Source organism: Streptomyces sp. NPDC058534 (assembly GCF_042717365.1).
In the GTDB taxonomy this organism is placed as follows: Bacteria; Actinomycetota; Actinomycetes; order Streptomycetales; family Streptomycetaceae; genus Streptomyces.
In genome coordinates this window covers 32,684-51,717 of sequence record NZ_JBHXNW010000066.1, presented here as the reverse complement: position 1 = coordinate 51,717, position 19,034 = coordinate 32,684, and the positions used below count along the sequence as shown (strand labels likewise).

15 protein-coding genes and 1 pseudogene are annotated in these 19,034 nt (G+C 72.8%); 11 read left to right on the top strand and 5 right to left on the bottom strand.

Features of this window, described 5'->3' with window-relative positions; translation table 11 throughout:
• Window positions 1–97 precede the first annotated feature (97 nt).
• Both ACFWR9_RS31730 and ACFWR9_RS31725 read right to left on the bottom strand, forming a co-directional pair.
• Window positions 98–556 (bottom strand): annotated as a pseudogene (locus tag ACFWR9_RS31730) (ATPase); the annotation flags it as partial.
• 62 nt (window positions 557–618) lie between these two features.
• Window positions 619–1,392 carry an MHYT domain-containing protein gene (locus ACFWR9_RS31725; protein ID WP_383848016.1) on the bottom strand — a complete coding sequence of 258 codons (774 nt, stop codon included), beginning with the start codon at window positions 1,390–1,392 and terminating at the stop codon, window positions 619–621.
• A gap of 152 nt (window positions 1,393–1,544) precedes the next feature.
• Here ACFWR9_RS31725 and ACFWR9_RS31720 point away from each other — a divergent pair, with 152 nt between their 5' ends.
• Window positions 1,545–2,144, top strand: a complete 600-nt coding sequence (locus ACFWR9_RS31720; protein ID WP_383848013.1) for a class I SAM-dependent methyltransferase — start codon at window positions 1,545–1,547, stop codon at window positions 2,142–2,144.
• A gap of 72 nt (window positions 2,145–2,216) precedes the next feature.
• Here ACFWR9_RS31720 and ACFWR9_RS31715 read toward each other — a convergent pair whose 3' ends face one another.
• The gene (locus ACFWR9_RS31715; protein WP_383848011.1) at window positions 2,217–3,113 is read right to left on the bottom strand and encodes an oxygenase MpaB family protein; all 897 of its coding nucleotides are present in this window, start codon (window positions 3,111–3,113) and stop codon (window positions 2,217–2,219) included.
• A 97-nt stretch (window positions 3,114–3,210) separates the two neighbouring features.
• Between ACFWR9_RS31715 and ACFWR9_RS31710 the strand changes: the two genes are divergently transcribed.
• From ACFWR9_RS31710 to ACFWR9_RS31700, 3 genes are all read left to right on the top strand, one after another.
• Window positions 3,211–3,507 carry a hypothetical protein gene (locus ACFWR9_RS31710; protein ID WP_383848007.1) on the top strand — a complete coding sequence of 99 codons (297 nt, stop codon included), beginning with the start codon at window positions 3,211–3,213 and terminating at the stop codon, window positions 3,505–3,507.
• 141 nt (window positions 3,508–3,648) lie between these two features.
• Window positions 3,649–4,605 (top strand): hypothetical protein, encoded by a 957-nt coding sequence (locus ACFWR9_RS31705; protein WP_383848005.1) that lies wholly within the window; start codon window positions 3,649–3,651, stop codon window positions 4,603–4,605.
• Window positions 4,606–4,749: 144 nt separating this feature from the next.
• A complete protein-coding gene (locus ACFWR9_RS31700; protein ID WP_383848019.1) occupies window positions 4,750–6,123 on the top strand; it encodes a tannase/feruloyl esterase family alpha/beta hydrolase in 1,374 nt (457 codons plus the stop codon).
• A gap of 25 nt (window positions 6,124–6,148) precedes the next feature.
• On the opposite strand, the gene ACFWR9_RS31695 is transcribed toward ACFWR9_RS31700, so the two are convergent.
• Window positions 6,149–6,331, bottom strand: coding sequence for a hypothetical protein (locus ACFWR9_RS31695; protein WP_383848002.1), 183 nt, complete (start codon window positions 6,329–6,331; stop codon window positions 6,149–6,151).
• 311 nt (window positions 6,332–6,642) lie between these two features.
• On the opposite strand from ACFWR9_RS31695, the gene ACFWR9_RS31690 reads away from it, so the two are divergent.
• Both ACFWR9_RS31690 and ACFWR9_RS31685 read left to right on the top strand, forming a co-directional pair.
• A complete protein-coding gene (locus tag ACFWR9_RS31690) occupies window positions 6,643–9,516 on the top strand; it encodes a DEAD/DEAH box helicase (protein ID WP_383848000.1) in 2,874 nt (957 codons plus the stop codon).
• The gene (locus ACFWR9_RS31685; RefSeq protein ID WP_383847997.1) at window positions 9,513–10,781 is read left to right on the top strand and encodes an SWF or SNF family helicase; all 1,269 of its coding nucleotides are present in this window, start codon (window positions 9,513–9,515) and stop codon (window positions 10,779–10,781) included. Before ACFWR9_RS31690 ends, ACFWR9_RS31685 begins: the two co-directional genes overlap by 4 nt.
• A 199-nt stretch (window positions 10,782–10,980) precedes the next feature.
• Here ACFWR9_RS31685 and xylA read toward each other — a convergent pair whose 3' ends face one another.
• On the bottom strand, window positions 10,981–12,144 hold the full coding sequence (xylA, locus tag ACFWR9_RS31680; RefSeq protein WP_307010040.1) for a xylose isomerase: 1,164 nt from the start codon (window positions 12,142–12,144) through the stop codon (window positions 10,981–10,983).
• A 138-nt stretch (window positions 12,145–12,282) separates the two neighbouring features.
• On the opposite strand from xylA, the gene xylB reads away from it, so the two are divergent.
• The 5 genes from xylB (at window position 12,283) to ACFWR9_RS31655 (ending at window position 18,950) form a co-directional block, all read left to right on the top strand.
• Window positions 12,283–13,728 carry a xylulokinase gene (gene xylB / locus ACFWR9_RS31675; protein WP_383847994.1) on the top strand — a complete coding sequence of 482 codons (1,446 nt, stop codon included), beginning with the start codon at window positions 12,283–12,285 and terminating at the stop codon, window positions 13,726–13,728.
• A gap of 45 nt (window positions 13,729–13,773) precedes the next feature.
• Window positions 13,774–14,982, top strand: a complete 1,209-nt coding sequence (locus tag ACFWR9_RS31670; protein WP_383847992.1) for an ROK family protein — start codon at window positions 13,774–13,776, stop codon at window positions 14,980–14,982.
• Window positions 14,983–15,267: 285 nt separating this feature from the next.
• Window positions 15,268–15,873 carry an N-acetylmuramoyl-L-alanine amidase gene (locus ACFWR9_RS31665; RefSeq protein WP_383847990.1) on the top strand — a complete coding sequence of 202 codons (606 nt, stop codon included), beginning with the start codon at window positions 15,268–15,270 and terminating at the stop codon, window positions 15,871–15,873.
• Between the two features lie 108 nt (window positions 15,874–15,981).
• Window positions 15,982–17,241: a GAF domain-containing protein gene (locus tag ACFWR9_RS31660; RefSeq protein WP_383847987.1), complete on the top strand. Its 1,260-nt coding sequence runs from the start codon at window positions 15,982–15,984 to the stop codon at window positions 17,239–17,241.
• 185 nt (window positions 17,242–17,426) lie between these two features.
• A complete protein-coding gene (locus ACFWR9_RS31655; protein ID WP_383847985.1) occupies window positions 17,427–18,950 on the top strand; it encodes an aldehyde dehydrogenase family protein in 1,524 nt (507 codons plus the stop codon).
• The last annotated feature ends 84 nt before the right edge of the window (window positions 18,951–19,034 follow it).

Below are 19,034 nucleotides of genomic sequence, written 5' to 3'. Positions count from 1 at the left end.
CGCGCTCGCCCCGTCAGCGCCTCCCCCTCGCGCACGCGCCCCCCAGAGCCGCCGTGCGCCGGGGCGACCCCGCCTGCCGGGCCGGGGGCGCGCCCCCCCCCCGCCGCAGCTTCTCCACCGCGCGGTCGGTGCGCTCGGACAGTTCCCGGTAGTCGGCGCCCGGCACCGCCGACGGGTCGGTGGCGTGGCGCACGGCCGCCAGCCGCTCGGCCTGAAGGGCGGCCACGGCGGCGCTGACGGGCGCCCGGACACCGGCGTCCACGCGCTGCACCTGCCGCAGCCGGGAGATGTCCTGGGCGGTGGTGACGGTTGCGTAAGCCCACAGGGCCAGCAGGGAGACGACGGGCACCATCAGCAGGCAGACGATCCTGGCGCGCACGGTGCGGGGCTGGACGCGCCCGCGCCACGCGCGCGTGGCGGCCGGTTCGGGTGCCTCACCCGTGGGCTCCGCCGGGCCCTCGTCGGCCGGCGGTCCGGCGTGCGCGCGACGTCCGCGCGCGGGTCGCTGGGACGGCGTGTCGGCGCCGTTTGCGGGGGTCGTACGGGGTGTACGCATGGCCTCCTCGCTCGGGACGGGGGTCGGGGCGTGGTCACGGGGCCGTTGGCGCGGATCCGCCGTCACCGGGCGGTGCTGCCTACGGGCCGGCGGGCCGCGGCGGACGCGTCGCGTTCCCCCGCCGTCGGTGACAGCGCGACGAAGGCCGAGGTCAGAAAGAGGTAGGACCCGAGGCCGACGGCGAGGGGGAAGATGAACTGCATCGCCGTGGCCCCGGGGAGCGCCTCCCCCGAGGGGGTGACCCGCACGCTCACCGCGAACATGCCGGTGTAGTGCATGCTGCTCACCGCCGCCCCCATGATCAGCGAGGCGAGGGTGACCGCGAGGGGCGACCTGCTGTTGAGCGCGGCCCACAGCGCCGCGGTGGCCGCGGCGACGGCGATGAGGACGGAGAGTCCGACGCGCACCGGGTCGTAGCTCACGGCTCCGTGCAGGCGCACGGCCGCCATGCCCAGATAGTGCATGCTCGCGACGCCGATCCCCGTGGTGAGGCCGCCGAGCAGGAGTGCCCGCGCGCGGCCGCGTCCGTAGCCGACCGCGAAGACGCCGGCGCAGACGACGATCATCGCTACGAGCAGGCTGGCGAGGGTGAGCGGCACGTCGTAGCGGATGTCGGTGCCGCTGACCCGGAAGCCGAGCATGGCGACGAAGTGCATCGTCCAGATGCCCGTGCCGATGGCCGAGGCCGCCGTCAGCAGCCAGTTGCGGCGCGAGCGCCCGGTGGTGGCGAGGGCGCGCACGGTGCAGCGCAGTCCGAGGGCCGCGCCGGTGCAGGCCATCGCGTACGACAGCACCGGGGTCAGCCAGCCGAGGGCGGCGTGGTCCAGGTGTCCCATGACCCCGGGACGTTAGTACCGGGAAGGGCGCACAGCGGGGGCGCATTTCGAAAGGTGTTGCTATCTGACACGGAGAAGCGCTGGAACGATCGCGTCACGCTCGAACGTGTGCACCTCGGCATCCTCCGCGCGTTTGGGGAATCATGCGGACCATGAGCGACGACCACACGCATGTCCAGGAGTTCTTCGGCGCCCGCGCGGCCGAGTGGGACAGCCGGTTCCCCGACGACGGGCCCGCCTACGCGGCCGCGGTGGCCGAGCTGGGGTTGCGGGAGGGTGACAGGGCGCTCGACGCGGGCTGCGGCACCGGACGTGCCCTGCCGCCGTTGCGGGCGGCCGTGGGGCCGTCGGGGCTGGTCCTCGGGGCCGATCTGACACCTGCCATGCTCCAGGCCGCCCTACGGGCCGGGAGGGACCGTGACGGACGGTTGCTGCTGACCGATGCCGCCGCGCTGCCGTTGCGCTCGCGGTCGCTCGACGCCGTGTTCGCGGCGGGCCTCATCGCGCACCTCCCCCAGCCCGGCGGGAACCTGCGGGAACTGGCGCGCGTCGTGCGTCCCGGCGGCGTGCTGGCACTGTTCCATCCGATCGGCCGGGCGGCGCTCGCGGCACGGCAGGGGCGGCGGATCACGCCGGACGACCTGCGTGCACAGGCCAACCTGCGGCCGTTGCTGGCCGGTTCGGGATGGCGCATGACGTCGTACGTCGACGAGGACGACCGCTTCCTGGCCCTGGCCGTGCGCGAGAGCTGACGGTCGCCACGCACGCCCGCGGCCTCCGGAGCCTCCCGGGCCGGCCTCAGCTCGCTGAGCGGGACGATCGGCTCACTCGGCGGGCGACGTGTCGATGTGGCGGACCGGGCAGCCCCGCACGCCGGGGACCGGGCGGGTGCCCAGCTCGGTCAGCCGGTAGCCCGTCGGGTAGCCCTTGATCTCCCGGTTCTGCCGGGCGTGGTGCGGGGCGCTCCTCGGGGGCATCAGCCGGACGGCGCGCCCGCGCAGCCGCACCGCGCGGCGCGCGATCGCACGCGTGGTGGGGCTCGGCGGGGTGTACCGGAAGGCGCGCAGAAGGGGCTCGTCGAGCAGGGCGAGTGTCCCGGCGCGCAGGAGAGGCGCGAGGGGGCGCGGATACCAGGAGGCCATGAGGTCGAGGGTGGCGTCGGACACCCGGCGGGCGCTCTCGTCCCAGGCGAAGTGGGCTGCCTCGTAAGCGTCGAGGCAGTCTTCGAACTCCTCGTAGGACCCGGGGATGTCCTGGATTCCCATGTGCCGTCCCAGCGTGCGGTAGTGGACGGCGGAGGCGACGGTCTCGTGCCGCGACATCCTGCGCCATGCGTAGGCGTCGATCCAGCGTTTGGGAGTCACGACGAACGTGCACAGGACGTACCTCATGTCGTCGTTGCCGATGTCGTAGCCGCGGTGCATCCGGTTGATGCGCCGGATGGCCGTGCGGCCCTGCTCGCTGCCGAAACCGTGCTCGACGACGGCGTCGAGAAGCAGCGCCGTGTCGTCGTACCGCTTCTGCGTCCGGTCGGTGAACTCCGCCGTCTCGGCCAGCAGCCGGCCGATGCTCGGCACGGCATAGGTGCGGAAGAGGGCCAGCTCCAGGGCACGGGTGAAGTCCCAAGGGAACTCGTAGGCCGAGGACAGCCGGTAGATCTCGGAGGCGTCCTCGTGGGGGTCCATGCGCCGGATCTCCGCCAGCCGTTGGAAGCGCTTCACCGTGGCCGTCCCCTTCTGCCGTCGAGGCTTCAACTCTACGTTGAGTAGCAGGAGATGCACGATCGGCCATGGTGATCGGCAGGAGAGGGTGGTCCGCTTGTTCAGCAGGATCCGCGAGGCTTGGGACAGATCTCGCGCCGCCCGGCGCACGGAGGGTAAAGCGGGAGGGGTACCGAGGTCGCACAATCTGTTCGAGGCCGCGGCCGCGTACGTCTCCGCGTGTGCGGACGACGACCAGGACCGGATCGACGAGGCGTCGGGGTGGGTGTCGCCGGAGGCTCTGTCGTTCGGGGTGAACGAGCTGGCGTGCCGCGCCGTGGTCGCGCTCGCGCGGGAGCGCGACCAGTGGCCGCGGGACGTCGCCCGCGCGCTCCTGGGGCTGCCCACGACCTGACCGTCGGATCCCCGTGGCGCGTGGTCGATTCGCCCCCGTCCAGCCGGAAAACTGCAGCTCGGGTGCGTCTGGGAGTCGTGACAAGGCATTCCCGGGCGCACTAGGGTGCGCGCCATTGGACGAACCGATGGGGAGGCTGGGATGGCCGGGACGGATGAGGACGCCGTCGCCGCCGCGGACGATGCGCTCTATGTGCTCACGGCGGTGTTGCTGACGCCGGCGAAGTTTCCGAGTGTGCTGGGCGACGACTACCCGGAGGCGTGCGCCGCGCTCGGTCTCCCGCCGCTGGCCGACGGCTACGGACTGGTGCTCGGCCAGGACGGTGACGGTGCCCGGTGGACCGTCGTCGTCGATGACGTGTCGCTGGTGGCCGTGGCCGTGGCGTCCTGGGACTGCGGCATGGAGTACGACCTGTCGCCGGACGAGCGCACGGTCGTCGCGGCACTGCCCGGCTGGCCCCTGGCGGTCGCCGTGGCGGCGCCCGGCGTACCCGCGCCGCACGACCCCGGGCCCGAGTCCGCCGACCAGCCCGCGCTGTGCCCGCCGGACACCACGGTGTGGGGGCCCGCCCAGCGGCGTCTGGGGGCCGACGAGATCGCCATGCAGTGGGCACAGTGGCGGGAGCAGATCGACGACGCGGAGTTCCCGGCGGCGGGTGGTGGCGTGACGGGCGGCGGCGACGGGCCGGTGGGCGACGCCCCGTCCGGCGACTCTTCCGACGCCCCTTCCCGCGACATGGAGGCCGGCGCCAGTACCAGCGCGGGCACGCGCGACGACGCGCCGGTCTCGACCGGCACCGCGGACGGCGAGGACGACGCGGCGGCCTCGGGGCACGGCGGTGTCCGGAGGGTGCTCGCGGAGGCCCGCTCCTACGTCGACACGCCCCCGCCGCTCGGACGGGTCCGGTCGTCGTTCGCGCCGGGGGACGCGCGGACGCTGCGGGCCGACGGCCCCGGCTGGTCGCTCGTCGCCCGAACCGACGACATCGCCTTCATCCTGCTCGACGAGGAACCCGGTGAGGTCCTGCCGGTGGGCCGGGGGCCGTCACTGCCCGGCCTCCTGGAGGCCCTCGACAAGATGGCCGTACGTCCGAGCTGACCAGGGGCACCGGGGTACCGACTGTCTTCAACCTCCATGACCGGCCTCCTCCCCATGTGGCTCCAGCCCATGGAAGGGGTCGTGGCGGGCCCGCACGATGGGGCAGCCCTCGACCTCACTCCCCCGTCGCGTCCGGAGGCCCTGATGCGTCTGCCCCGTGGTGTCCCGTTCCTCGCCGCCGTCCTGACGGCCGTCACGCTCACCGGACCGGCTCCCTCGGCCTCCGCCGCGGCGGAGGCGGGAGGGCACTGTGCCCGGCTGGAACGCGTGCGGGTGCCGGGCGCGGCCCTGCAGCGTGGCGCCTGCCTGGACGATCTGACCACCACCGGGCTGGCGGGCACCCGGTACACCGACCTGGCCGACCAGGCCGGACTGACGGCCGCCGGCACCCGGACACCGTCGGGCGTTCCGGGCATCCAGGTCGACGGGTACTTCCCGGACTCCTCTCGCTTCAACACGACGCACGGCTGGCGGCACGACGCGCAGTTCGTGATCCGGCTGCCGGACCGCTGGAACGGTGGCCTGGTCGTGACGGGAGCGCCCGGGAACCGCAAGCAGTACGCCACGGACAAGGCGATCTCCGACCGGGTCCTCGCGCAGGGGTACGCGTACGCCGCCACCGACAAGGGGAACAGCGGAACCGACTTCTACAGGGACGGCGTCCGTCCCGGAGACGCGGTCGCCGAATGGAACACGCGCACCACCCAGCTGACCCGGGCCGCCCGGCGGGTGGCGGCCCAGCGCTACGGCCACGCGCCACGTCGCACGTACATCACCGGCGTCTCCAACGGCGGCTATCTCACCCGCTGGCAGTTGGAGAACCACCCCGGGCTCTACGACGGCGGCGTGGACTGGGAGGGGGCCTTGTGGACGGCGGACGGGCCCAGCCTGCTCACCTCGCTGCCGACCGCGGTCGCCCGGACGCTGGGCGCGGCCCGGGACGAGGACCTGTACGCGGCCGGGTTCGCCCGTGACTCCGAGTTTCTGTGGCCGTACCACGAGAACGCCTACTGGGGCGTGACGCAGAAGATCTACCGGGCCGAGTTCGATCCGGCGTACGACCCACGCTGCCCGGGCCCCACGGCAGGCTCCTCCTTGGAAGAGATTCTCGCGCCATGCGCCTCCGACGCCGCCTATGACTACACGGCACGTCCTGCCTCCGTCCATCGCGCGGTGGCCCGGGTGGCACTGACCGGACGCATCGGGAAGCCGTTGATCACGCTGCACGGCGATCTGGACGCGCTGCTGCCCAAGGCCGCCGACTCCGACGTGTACGCGCGCATGATCGACGCGCGCGGACGAGGCGTGCTGCACCGCTACTACACGGTCCGGGGCGGGACTCATGTCGACGGGCTGTACGACACGTATCCCGACCGGCTGCGGCCGATCCTGCCGTGCTTCCGGTCGGCCTTCGACGCCCTGACCGCGTGGGTGGAGCGGGGTACGCCACCGCCCGCGGACCACACGGTCGGCGAGCCCGCGGACGGCGACGTGATCGACTCCTGCCCCTTGCGCTAGCCGGGCACGAAGCGGCGCCGGCGCGTCAACGCCCTATCTCCTTGCGCGTGGTCCGGCGCAGCCTGCGCCGCTGGGAGGGGTCCAGGGTGAGGTAAGCGGCGGCCGGGACTCCCAGAACTATCAGCAGGGCGGCCCACCAGGGCAGCCAGATCAGCAGGATGAGCCCGACCGCCACACCCCCTGCTGCGACCTTGGCGTTCTTCGACATGGTGTCGCCTCCTTCGCGGCCACTGCCGCTCTCTGTCCTGAAAACGGGCCCGCGCTCCCGGCGGTTCCGTACCGCGACCCTGAGACGTCCCTGAGTCCGGACCCCTACAACCCCTGAGAGACCCGTCGGCGCATCCGCCCGCTCGTCGGCGCATCCATCCGTCCATCCGTCCATCCGTCCATCCGGAGAGAACACCTCTCCACTTGAATAGTGACCCATGCCACAGCACATCCACACCCCGTGACCTCAGGAGTGGTGTACAGTCGGCCGCCGCATACTGACTAGTCAAATTTGAGGAATACATCATCACCGTGCAGACCGCTCTCCCGGAAACCCCTTCCGAGATCTCCGCACTCGTCGGCTGCTGTGCTGTCTTCCTGCCCGGTGAACCCGGCCGCACCGGCGCCGTGGCGTTCTGGCGGCCCGACGGCGCCGCGCCCGGAAGCGCCCCGCCGGGCGGCCGGGAGAACCCGACCGCCGAGGACCTGACCGTCGTCCTGCCCGACGGCGACGGTGTGGGACGGGTGAGCGTGCCCGCAGTGGTGTTGCCGCTGCAGGCGGCTCTGCCGGTCCTCACGCACGCGCGTACCTCCGCGCACGCCCACAGGTCGTCGGTGTTCTGGGGCGCGGTCGCCGTCGAGGCACTGCACCTGGTCGCGCGCGGGCTGCTGCTGCCCGGCCTGTCCACGGCCGACCACGATGCCTGGCGGGCCGGCCCACTGGGCGCGGAGGAGACCGAGCGGGTCCGCCATCTCGCCGCCGCCATGCCGCCCGAGGCGCACGCGGTCCCGGTCGACGACACCGAACCGCTGCGGCTTCCCGACCCGGAACGGCTGGTCCGCGCCTTCCTGGACGCCGTATCGGACACGCTGCCCCGCTCTCCCGCCGCCGCACTGGTGACGGCCGGGCCCGCCTACGCCTCGCGGGAACCGCGGCGGATGCCCGAACTGCGCGAGTGGGCCGCCGATGTCGCCGCGGGACACGACGCGGGTGTACGGCTGTCCTTGCGCGTCGAGGTGCGGGGCCTGTCGGCCGCCGATCCCGCGGAGGACCGGCCGGCGTTCCGGGCGGTGCTCCAGGTGCACAGCGTCAGCGACCCCGCGCTCGTCGCCGACACCGCCGACGTGTGGGCCGGCACCGTGGGCGAGGCGTTCGGCACGCGCGCGCGTATGGACGCCCTGCTCGCCCTGCGCCGTGCGGCACGGGCCTGGCCGGCGCTCACACCACTGCTGTCGGCCGCCGTACCGGACGCCGTCGAGCTCTCGGACGAAGACGTGACCGAGTTGCTCGGCACGGGGTCCCGCGCACTCGCGGGCGCGGGAGTCGACGTGCACTGGCCGAGGGAGCTGGCCCGCGATCTGACAGCACGCGCGGAGGTCGGACCGCCGGACGAGCGGGCACCCCTTACGGCCGCCGCCGAGGGCGGCCCTTCGCTGCTGTCCGCCGACGCGCTGCTCGCCTTCAACTGGACGTTCGCCCTGGGCGAAATGAACCTCACGCACGAGGAGCTGGACCTGCTCGCCGAGGCCGGCCGGCCGCTCGTGCGCCTGCGCGACCAGTGGGTGCTGGTCGACCCCGCCGAGGTCCACCGCGCCCGCGCCCGGCAGGACCACAAGGTCGCGCCGGTGGACGCGCTCGCGGCCGTTCTGACCGGCTCGACGGACGTCGACGGACACCGCGTCGAGGTACGCCCCACGGGATGGCTGGCGGCGCTGCGGGAGCGGCTGGCCGACCCCGAGGCGCAGGAGGCAGTCCCGCAACCCGCCGCGCTCGACGCCACGCTGCGCGACTACCAGCGGAGAGGGCTCAACTGGCTGGTCCGCATGACGTCGCTGGGCCTCGGCTGCTGCCTCGCCGACGACATGGGCCTCGGCAAGACCATCACGCTGATCGCCCTGCATCTGCACCGGCAGACCGACCCGGCCGCCGCCGGGCCCACCCTGGTGGTCTGCCCGACCTCCCTGATGGGCAACTGGCAGCGGGAGATCGAGCGGTTCGCGCCCGGCACGCCCGTACGCCGCTTCCACGGCACCCGACGTGACCTGGACGGTCTCGCGGACGGCGAGTTCGTGCTGACCACCTACGGGACCATGCGCATGGACACCGAACGGCTCTCCGCCGTGCCGTGGGGCATGGTCGTGGCGGACGAGGCCCAGCACGTGAAGAACCCGTACTCGGAGACCGCGCGCCAACTGCGCTCCCTCGGCGCACGCGCGCGTGTGGCGCTCACCGGCACTCCGGTGGAAAACAACCTCTCGGAGTTGTGGGCCATCCTCGACTGGGCCACCCCGGGCCTGCTGGGCCGGCTCGGCACCTTCCGCCGTCAATACGCCCAGGCCGTCGAGAGCGGCGAGGACCCTGCCGCGGCGGAGCGGCTGGCCCGGCTCGTACGGCCCTTCCTGCTGCGACGCCGCAAGTCGGATCCGGGGATCGCACCGGAGCTGCCGCCGAAGACCGAGACCGACCGTCCCGTGTCGCTGACGGCGGAACAGACGGGCCTGTACGAGGCGGTGGTGCGCGAGGCGCTCGCGGAGATCGCCGGGGCCGACAGCATGGCGCGACGCGGCATGATCGTGAAACTGCTGACGAGCCTCAAGCAGATCTGCAACCACCCGGCGCAGTTCCTCAAGGAGGACCGGCCGAGGATCGGGGGCCGCTCGGGGAAGCTGGAACTGCTCGACGAGCTGCTCGACACGATCCTCGCCGAAGAGGCGAGCGTGCTGGTCTTCACGCAGTACGTGCAGATGGCCCGCCTTCTCGAACGGCACCTGGCCGCTCGCGGCGTGGCGTCGCTGTTCCTGCACGGCGGCACGTCCGTCACGGCACGCGAGTCGTTGGTCCGCCGGTTCCAGAAAGGGGAGGTGCCGGTCTTCCTGCTGTCACTGAAGGCGGCGGGCACCGGGCTGAACCTCACGCGCGCGGAGCACGTCGTGCACTACGACCGCTGGTGGAATCCGGCTGTCGAGGCGCAGGCCACCGACCGTGCCTACCGCATCGGCCAGACCCGCCCCGTGCAGGTGCACCGGCTGGTCGCCGAAGGGACGATCGAGGACCGCATCGCCACCCTGCTGCACCGCAAGCGGGAACTCGCCGACGCGGTACTGGGTACGGGCGAGGCGGCATTCACGGAGCTGACGGACGCGCAACTGGCCGACCTGGTGGAACTGCGAGGGGGTACGCGATGACCGGGTACGACGAAGGCACGGAACGGACGTTCGCCGCGCTGCCGCCCGCGCACGGACGGGGCTTCGCCCAGACCTGGTGGGGCCTGGCCTGGCTGAAGGCGCTGGAGGACGCGGCCATGGACGCGGCCCAGGTGAAGTCGGGCCGCCGTCTCGCACGCGCGGGAGCGGTCGGCGCCGTGTCGGTGCGGCCCGGGCGCATCACGGCCGTCGTCCAGGACCGGGATCGCACGGCACATCGGGCCGACGTCCTGCTGGAGCAGCTGTCCGACACACAGTGGGATCGTTTTGTCGACATGGCGATCGAAAGGTCCGGGCATGTCGCGGCACTGCTGGACCGGGACATGCCCCCGCACCTCGTGGAGGACGCCGCGACCGCCGGCATCGATCTGCTGCCCGGCATGGGCGACTTGGAGCCGGAGTGCGACTGCGGTGCCTGGGACCACTGCGGGCACACCGCCGCCCTCTGCTACCAGGTGGCCAGGCTGCTGGACCAGGACCCGTTCGTCCTGCTGCTGATGCGAGGCCGCGCGGAGGGCGCCCTGCTCGAAGCACTCCAGGCGCAAGGCAGCCCACCCGCGCGGGAGTCCGCGTCCCGCAGGGAGGGTGTGGACGCCGGCGAGGCGTACGCGGCGGGGCACCTACTGCCTCCACTGCCGCCGCCGCCCGAACTCGGGGACGGCCCTGGTGTGCCGGCGTCCCTGGACACCGACACGGCACCCCCGTACGGCGTCGATCCGTCCGCCGTGGCCCACCTGGCCTCCCGAGCGGCCGCGGACGCGCACCGCCTGCTCGCCGAAGCCCTGCGCGGCGGGCAGGAGGCGCAGGCCGCGGGCAGGGAGGCGACGGCGGTGCAGGACGCGGTGCGACTGGCGGTGGGCGAGCCCGGACCCGACGTGCTGAACCGCCTCGGCGGGGGTTCGGGGCGCACCCCGGAGGCGCTGGCCGTCGCCGTACGGGCGTGGCGGCTCGGCGGTGGGACCGCCCTGTCCGTGCTCGAGGAGGAGTGGACACCGGAGGGCGACGCGCTCGCACGCGCGCGTGCCGCACTGGAGTCGGCCTGGGAGGACGAAGAACGACCGTCGTTGCGGGCGCGGGCCAACCGGTGGACCGTCGTCGGCCAACCGCGGCAGCTCCGCCTGGACCACGACGGCCGTTGGTGGCCGTACCGCAAGGAGCGCGGTCGCTGGGTGCCCGCGGGCGGACCGGTCCAGGACCCGGCGACGGCACTGGCCTCGGCCGCCCCGGGGGCGGTGGACGAACCCTGACGCCCCGGCCCCGCGCCGGTCACGGCGTGGGGGCGGTGGACCAACCCTGACGTCCCGGCCCCGCGCCGGTCACGGCGTCGGGGACGGGGCGCTCCCCGCGCGAAGGCTCCGGCTCCTTCCGGCGCAAGGAAGGAGCCGGAGCCGACCAGTCCCCAACGGGGCTCCTCAGCGGAATCCCCGACGGGCCCCCTGTGGTGGCTCAGCGGGCGCCGAGGAGGTGATCCATAGCGAGCTGGTCGAGGTGCTCGAACGCCATACCGCGCGCGGCGGCCGCATCCACGTCGAAGGTGTCGTACGCGGTCGGGTCGGCCAGCAGTGCCGCCAGGCCGTCCTCGGCGGTCGGGCGGGCCAGCTCGTCCAGGCGGGCCGCGGCCAGGGCCTCCCGCACCTGCGGATCGGCGCGGAAGGAGGCCGCGCGGTCCTTGAGGATCAGGTAGTTGCGCATGCAGCCGGCCGCGGACGCCCACACGCCGTCGAGGTCCTCGGTCCGGGGCGGCTTGAAGTCGAAGTGCCGCGGACCCGCGTATCCGGCCCGCTCCAGCAGGTCGACGAGCCAGAACGCCGCCCGCAGGTCCCCCGCGCCGAACCGCAGGTCCTGGTCGTACTTGATGCCGGACTGGCCGTTGAGGTCGATGTGGAACAGCTTGCCCGCCCACAACGCCTGCGCGATCCCGTGCGGGAAGTTCAGGCCCGCCATCTGCTCGTGGCCGACCTCCGGGTTCACGCCGTACAGCTCCGGCCGCTCAAGGCGCTCGATGAACGCCAGCGCGTGCCCCACGGTCGGCAGCAGAATGTCGCCGCGCGGCTCGTTCGGCTTCGGTTCGATCGCGAACCTCAGGTCGTAGCCCTGCTCGGTGACGTACTCGCCCAGCAGGTCGAAGGCCTCCTTCATCCGGTCGAGAGCGTCCCGCACGTCCTTGGCCGCACCGGACTCCGCGCCCTCCCGGCCGCCCCAGGCGACGTACACGCTCGCGCCCAGCTCGACCGCGAGGTCGATGTTGCGGATCGTCTTGCGCAGTGCGTACCGGCGCACGTCCCGGTCGTTCGCCGTGAAGGCGCCGTCCTTGAACACCGGGTGCGTGAACAGGTTCGTCGTCGCCATCGGCACCTTCATGCCGGTGGCGTCCAGGGCCTGCCGGAAGCGCTTGACGTGCGCCTCCCGCTCCGAGTCGCTCGATCCGAACGGGATCAGGTCGTCGTCGTGGAACGTGACGCCGTGTGCGCCCAGCTCGGCCAGACGCCGCACCGATTCCGCCGGATCCAGGGCCCGCCGGGTGGCGTCGCCGAACGGATCACGGCCCTGCCAGCCGACCGTCCACAAACCGAACGTGAACCTGTCCTCGGGAGTGGGCTGGTAGTTCATTCCGTGGCTCCTCACTCGCTGCCGATCACTCACGGCCGACTATTTCGTCATGGCGCTTTACAAATTAGTATGCACACGGTCCTGGGAAGGGACAAGGTGTGCCCGAAGCAGTGAAGTCCGGGAAGAGGGAGTAGACCGATGTCAGCAGCCGAGGGTCCGCTTGTCGTCGGCGTGGACACATCCACCCAGTCCACGAAGGCGCTGGTGGTCGATGCGGCCACCGGCCGGGTCGTCGCGAGCGGCCAGGCCCCCCACACCGTGTCCTCCGGAGCCGGCCGCGAGAGCGATCCGCGCCAGTGGTGGGACGCGCTGGGCGAGGCGCTGCGGCAGTGCGGCGACGCCGCCCGCGAGGCCGCCGCGGTGTCGATCGGCGGGCAGCAGCACGGACTCGTCACACTGGACGCCCAGGGCGAGCCGGTGCGCCCGGCGCTGTTGTGGAACGACGTGCGCTCCGCCCCGCAGGCACGGCGTCTGATCGAGGAGCTGGGCGGGCCCAAGTCCTGGGCGGAACGTACGGGCAGCGTGCCCAGCGCGTCCTTCACGGTCACCAAGTGGGCCTGGCTGGCCGAACACGAGCCGGACGCGGCCCGCGCGGCGAAGGCCGTACGCCTCCCGCACGACTACCTCACCGAGCGACTCACCGGCGAGGGGACCACCGACCGGGGCGACGCGTCCGGCACCGGCTGGTGGGCGTCCGGCACGGAGGCGTACGACGAGGACGTCCTCGCGCGCGTGGGACTCGATCCGGCACTGCTGCCCCGGGTGGTCCGGCCCGGCGAGGTGGCCGGCACCGTGCGCGACGGCCACGGCCTGCCGTTCACCAAGGGCACCCTGGTCGCCGCCGGCACCGGCGACAACGCGGCCGCCGCTCTGGGACTCGGACTCCGTCCCGGTGTGCCGGTGATGAGCCTAGGCACGTCCGGCACCGTGTACGCCGTGTCGCAGCGGCGCCCCGCCGACCCGACCGGCACGGTGGCGGGTTTCGCCGACGCGCGCGGCGACTGGCTGCCGCTCGCCTGCACCCTGAACTGCACGCTCGCCGTCGACCGTGTCGCGACCCTGCTGGGCCTGGACCGGGAGGCCGTCGAACCCGGCACCGAGGCCATGCTCCTGCCCTTCCTGGACGGCGAGCGCACCCCGAACCTCCCGCACTCCTCCGGCCTCCTGTACGGACTGCGGCACGACACGACCGCCGGCCAGCTTCTCCAGTCCGCGTACGACGGCGCCGTCCACTCGCTGCTCAACGCCCTCGACCTGGTGCTCGACGCCGACGCCGACCCGTCCGCCCCACTGCTCCTGATCGGCGGCGGGGCGCGTGGGGGCGCCTGGCAGGAGACGGTACGGCGGCTGTCGGGGCGTCCCGTCCAGATCCCCGAGGCGAAGGAACTGGTCGCCCTCGGTGCCGCGGCACAGGCCGCCGGCCTGCTGACCGGCGAGGACGCCGCCGCGGTCGCCCGGCGCTGGAACACGGCGGCCGGACCGGTGCTCGACGCCGTGGAGCGGGACGAGGCGACGCTGGCGAGGATCACCGGGGTACTCTCCGACGCGGCACCGCTGCTGGAGCGGTCCACGGATTCCCGCTGAGGACGCGGTGACCCGGGCGACGACCGACCGAGGAATGACCCAGGCATGACCGCACCGCCGCACGAAGCCGAACCGGCCCGGCCCGGGCGCACGCTTCTGGACACCCAGCAGGGGATGCGCCGCCGGAATCTCGCCCGGGTGATGCACACCGTCAGCGCGGAGGGCCCGCTGTCCCGGGCCGCCGTCGCCTCACGGATCGGGCTGACACGCGCGGCGGTCTCGACCCTCGTCGACGAACTCATCCGGTCGGGCCTGCTGGAAGAGCTGGGCCCCGAGCGTCCGGGCCGGGTGGGGCGGCCCGGATCGGCGCTCGCCGTCAGCGCGCGGGGCCCGGCGGGCATCGGCGCCGAGGTCGGCGTCGACCATCTCGCGGTCTGCGCGGTCGACCTGCGCGGCCGGGTGCGCTCACGTGCCGTGCGGTACGGCAGCAACCGGGACAGCTCGCTGGAGCCGGTGGTCGAGCGGCTCACCGCTCTGGTGCGGCAGGTCGTCGCGGAGGCGGAGACCGAAGGGCTGTGGCCGGCCGGGCTCGCGGTGGCCGTGCCGGGTCTCGTGGCGCGCGACGGCCGCACCGTCGTACGCGCCCCGAACCTGGACTGGCACGACGCCGACCTCGGCGCGCTGCTGCCCGCGGACCTGCCGCTGACCGTGGACAACGAGGCCAACTTCGGGGCGCTCGCGGAACTCTGGCTCGGCGACGGGACGCCCCGGGACTTCCTGCACGTCTCGGCCGAGATCGGCATCGGCGCGGGTGTGGTCTTCGACGGACGGCTGCTGCGCGGTACGCGCGGATTCGCGGGCGAGCTGGGTCATGTGCCGGTCCGGCCCGACGGACCTGAGTGCCCCTGCGGCGGGCGCGGGTGCCTGGAGCAGTACGCGGGTGAGAAGGCGGTGCTGCGCGCCGCCGGCGTGGAGCCGGGCGAGAACCGCGTCGGGCTGCTCGCCGGACGGGCCGCGGAGGGCGACGAGGACGTACGGCGCGCCCTGCGCGAGGCGGGCACGGCGCTCGGCATCGCGCTGACCGGCGCGGTCAACCTGCTGGACCCCGAGAGCGTGGTGCTGGGCGGCGCCCTGGCCGGCCTCGCACCCTGGCTGCTGCCGTCGTTGCGCGACGAACTGGCCCGGCGCACGGCGGGCCCGGCCTGCCCGGTGTCGGTGTCGGACCTGGGCCCGGATGGGCCGCTGCTCGGCGCGGCGCACTCGGTGGTGCGGGCGGTCATGGACGACCCGGCGGTGGTGGCGGAGCGCGCCTGAGCCGTTCAGGGGCTCTGCGAGGGGTCCACTCACGCACCTCTTTCACTCGATCGAGTGAGCGCGATGTCCACAAGGCGGTGGCCGTCCACGGAACGGCGCGGCGTTCTTCTGCGCAATCCCCGTCCCCCGTACGGTGATTGCGCGGACGCAGCCCGCAGGCAGGGTGGACGGACCGTCGGCTTTGTTCTCCTCGGCAAGGCCGGACTTCTCCTCAGCAAGACCGAACAGCTGAGCACCCACTCCCCCCACCGGGCCCCACGGGCCCACCGACGAAAGGGCAGTCCCATGGACAGGGAAAGGACAGCTCCGGTTCCGACCAGGCGGCGGATTCTGATGGGCGCCGCGCTCGCCACCGTCCCGTTCGCCCTGCTCTCCGGTACGCCGGCCGCCGCACGGCCCCGGGCGGTCGACTACCCCTCCGCCGAGTGGCAGCCCGCGACGACGTCCAACTACAGCCGGTCCAGCCGGCCCACGGCCTATCCCGTCGACTACGTGGTCATTCACGTCACGCAGGAAACGTACGCCGACACCCTCTCCATCTTCCGCGACCCCGAAAGCCAGGTGTCCGCGCACTACGTCGTCCGGTCCGCCGACGGACACGTGGCGCAGTGTGTCCGTGAGGTGGACATCGCCTGGCACGCGGGCAACTGGGACTACAACACCCGCAGCATCGGCATCGAACACGAGGGGTGGGTGGACCAGCCGACGTACTTCACGGACGCGATGTACGAGCAGTCGGCCCGGCTCACCGCGGCGATCTGCACCACCTACGGCATCCCCATGGACCGCACACACATCATCGCGCACCACGAGGTTCCCGGCAGCGACCACACGGACCCGGGGCCCTACTGGGACTGGACCCGCTACATCAGACTGGTCAACCTCGCCTGACCCTCGGCGGATCCCACATCGCGGTGATCCGGCTGGTCGAAGAGGTTGTCCGCGCGTATCGGCGGAGTGACGATGTCTCCCATCCCATCACTGTCCGGGGAGGCCGAGTTGACTGATTCATGGCTCGCTCTGGAACCGGGGGCCGACCCCGCCGAACGTGCCCGGACACTGCGCCGCGCGCACGAAACGTTCACCGCGGCGGGCACGGTGTCGCGACCCGTGCGCGCCGTGGTGGCGGAGTCCTGGCGGCGGTCGGTCCGGGCGGGGGTGGGGCCGGACGGCACGGCGAGCGTGGAACTGATGGACGGCGACCTCGGTGCCTACCGTGCCGAGCATCCGCTGGCGCGCGTGATGCCGCTGGTCCGGGAGCTCCTGGGCACCTTCGCCGCCGACGGCGAACACCTGCTCGCCGTGTGCGACGCGCACGGCAGACTGCTCTGGGTGGAGGGGCATCCGGCCACTCGACGCCGAGCGGGACGGATGAACTTCGTACCGGGTGCCCGGTGGGCGGAGTCCGCGGTCGGGACGAACGCGCCGGGCACGGCGATGGCGGTCGGCCGTCCGGTCCAGGTCTTCACCGCGGAGCACTTCATACGCCGGGTGCAGCCGTGGACGTGCGCAGCGGCTCCGGTACACGATCCGCGCACCGGGCGGGTGCTGGGCGCCGTGGACATCACCGGCGGCGACGGACTGGCGCACCCGCACAGCCTGGGCTTCGTACAGGCGGTGGCGCGTGCCGCAGAGTCACAGCTGGCGCTCCTGACCCCGGAGACACCCCGGGGCGAGGCCGCCGAGCTGACCGCGCTGGGCCGTGACGAGGCCCTGCTGAGCGCGGACGGTCGCAGGGTCCGGCTGAGCCGACGGCACAGCGAGATCGTCGTGCTGCTGGCCCAGCATCCGGAGGGCCTGACCGGCGACGAGTTGCTGTGCGCGCTGTACGAGGACGAGACGGTGCCGCCGGTGACTCTGCGGGCCGAGCTGGCCCGGCTGCGCGGCATCGTGGGGCCCGGCCGGCTGGCGTCCCGGCCGTACCGGCTCACGATGACCGTGGAGTCCGACGCCACCGTTGTCGAGCGTCGCCTGCGGGCGGGTGCCGTCACAGGGGCCGCGACGGCGTACGCCGGTCCGCTGCTGCCCGGGTCACAGGCGCCGGCGGTGGTACGGCTCCGGCGCCGCCTCGCCGACGGGCTGCGGGCCGCACTGATCGCCCGCCGTGATCCCGACCTGCTGGCCGACTGGGCGCACGCACCGTGGGGGGAGGACGATCTCGACGTCTGGCGCGCGCTCGCCACGGTCCGGCCCACGGCGGCGACTCGGTCCCGACTCGCCGCGCTGGAGTCCGAACTGACGGCGCCGGGCCCGTGGTGACCGTCGCCCCGTGGTGACCGTCGGCCCCCTGGTGACGGCCGGTCAGTGAGAGACGGCCGGGGAGAGGCGACCGGCGAGCTCCGGAGTGACCGTCGCCCACGCAACGTGTCTGCAACGTCCCGCTGCCTAGCCTCACGCGCAGAGCTGTCCAACGGCGGGCAGCGCTCGACGAGGAGGCATTCAGGATGACCCGTTACACGGCGCCCGGCACCGAGGGCGCGATCGTCTCCTACCAGTCGCGCTACGACCACTTCATCGGCGGCGAGTACGTGCCTCCGGCCCGCGGGCAGTACTTCGAGAACCCGTCCCCGGTGAACGGTCAGCCGTTCACGGAGATCGCGCGGGGAACGGCGGAGGACGTGGAGCGGGCGCTCGACGCCGCACACGAGGCCGCCCCGGGCTGGGGCCGTACCTCGGTGACCGAGCGTGCCGACATCCTGCTGAAGATCGCCGACCGCATGGAGGCGAACCTGGAGCGTCTGGCGGTCGCCGAGAGCTGGGAGAACGGCAAACCGGTGCGCGAGACGCTGGCAGCCGACATCCCGCTGGCCATCGACCACTTCCGCTACTTCGCGGGATCGGTCCGCGCCCAGGAGGGCTCGCTCAGCGAGGTCGACGACGACACGGTGGCGTACCACTTCCACGAGCCACTCGGTGTCGTCGCCCAGATCATCCCGTGGAACTTCCCGATCCTGATGGCGGCCTGGAAGCTCGCCCCCGCACTCGCGGCCGGGAACGCGGTGGTGCTGAAGCCCGCCGAGCAGACCCCGGCGTCGATCCACTACTGGCTGAGCCTGGTCGCGGACCTGCTGCCGCCCGGTGTCCTGAACGTCGTCAACGGCTTCGGCGTGGAGGCGGGCAAACCGCTCGCGTCCAGCCCGCGGGTGGCGAAGGTGGCGTTCACCGGGGAGACCACCACCGGGCGGCTGATCATGCAGTACGCCTCGGAGAACATCAAGCCGGTCACGCTGGAGCTGGGCGGCAAGTCGCCGAACATCTTCTTCGACGACGTCTGGGCGCGGGACGACGACTTCCGCGACAAGGCGCTCGAGGGCTTCACGATGTTCGCGCTCAACCAGGGCGAGGTCTGCACCTGCCCGTCCCGGGCCCTGGTCCAGCGCGGCAACTACGCCGAGTTCATGGAGGCCGCCGTCGCCCGCACCGAGTTGATCAAGCCGGGCCACCCGCTGGACACCGACACGATGATCGGCGCGCAGGCGTCCAACGACCAGTTGGAGAAGATCCTGTCCTACCTGGACGTCGGCCGGCAGGAGGGCGCGAAGGTACTGACCGGCGGCGAGCGCATCGAGCACGACGGCGAGCTGAAGGGCGGCTACTACGTCCAGCCGACCATCTTCGAGGGCCACAACCGCATGCGGATCTTCCAGGAGGAGATCTTCGGCCCGGTCGTGTCGGTCACGTCCTTCGACGACTTCGACGACGCGATCAGGACCGCCAACGACACGCTGTACGGCCTCGGCGCCGGGGTGTGGACCCGCGACATGAACACCGCCTACCGCGCGGGACGCGCGATCCAGGCGGGACGCGTGTGGACCAACTGCTACCACGCGTACCCGGCGCACGCCGCCTTCGGCGGGTACAAGCAGTCGGGCATCGGCCGGGAGAACCACAAGATGATGCTGGAGCACTACCAGCAGACGAAGAACCTTCTTTGTTCTTACAGCCCTCGGAAACTTGGCTTCTTCTAGAGCCTGAAGTCGGGTTGCCCGAAAGCGTCGTCGCGCTCCGGGCAACCCGGCAGGGCAGGCACGAAGGCCGCCCCGAGCGACCGG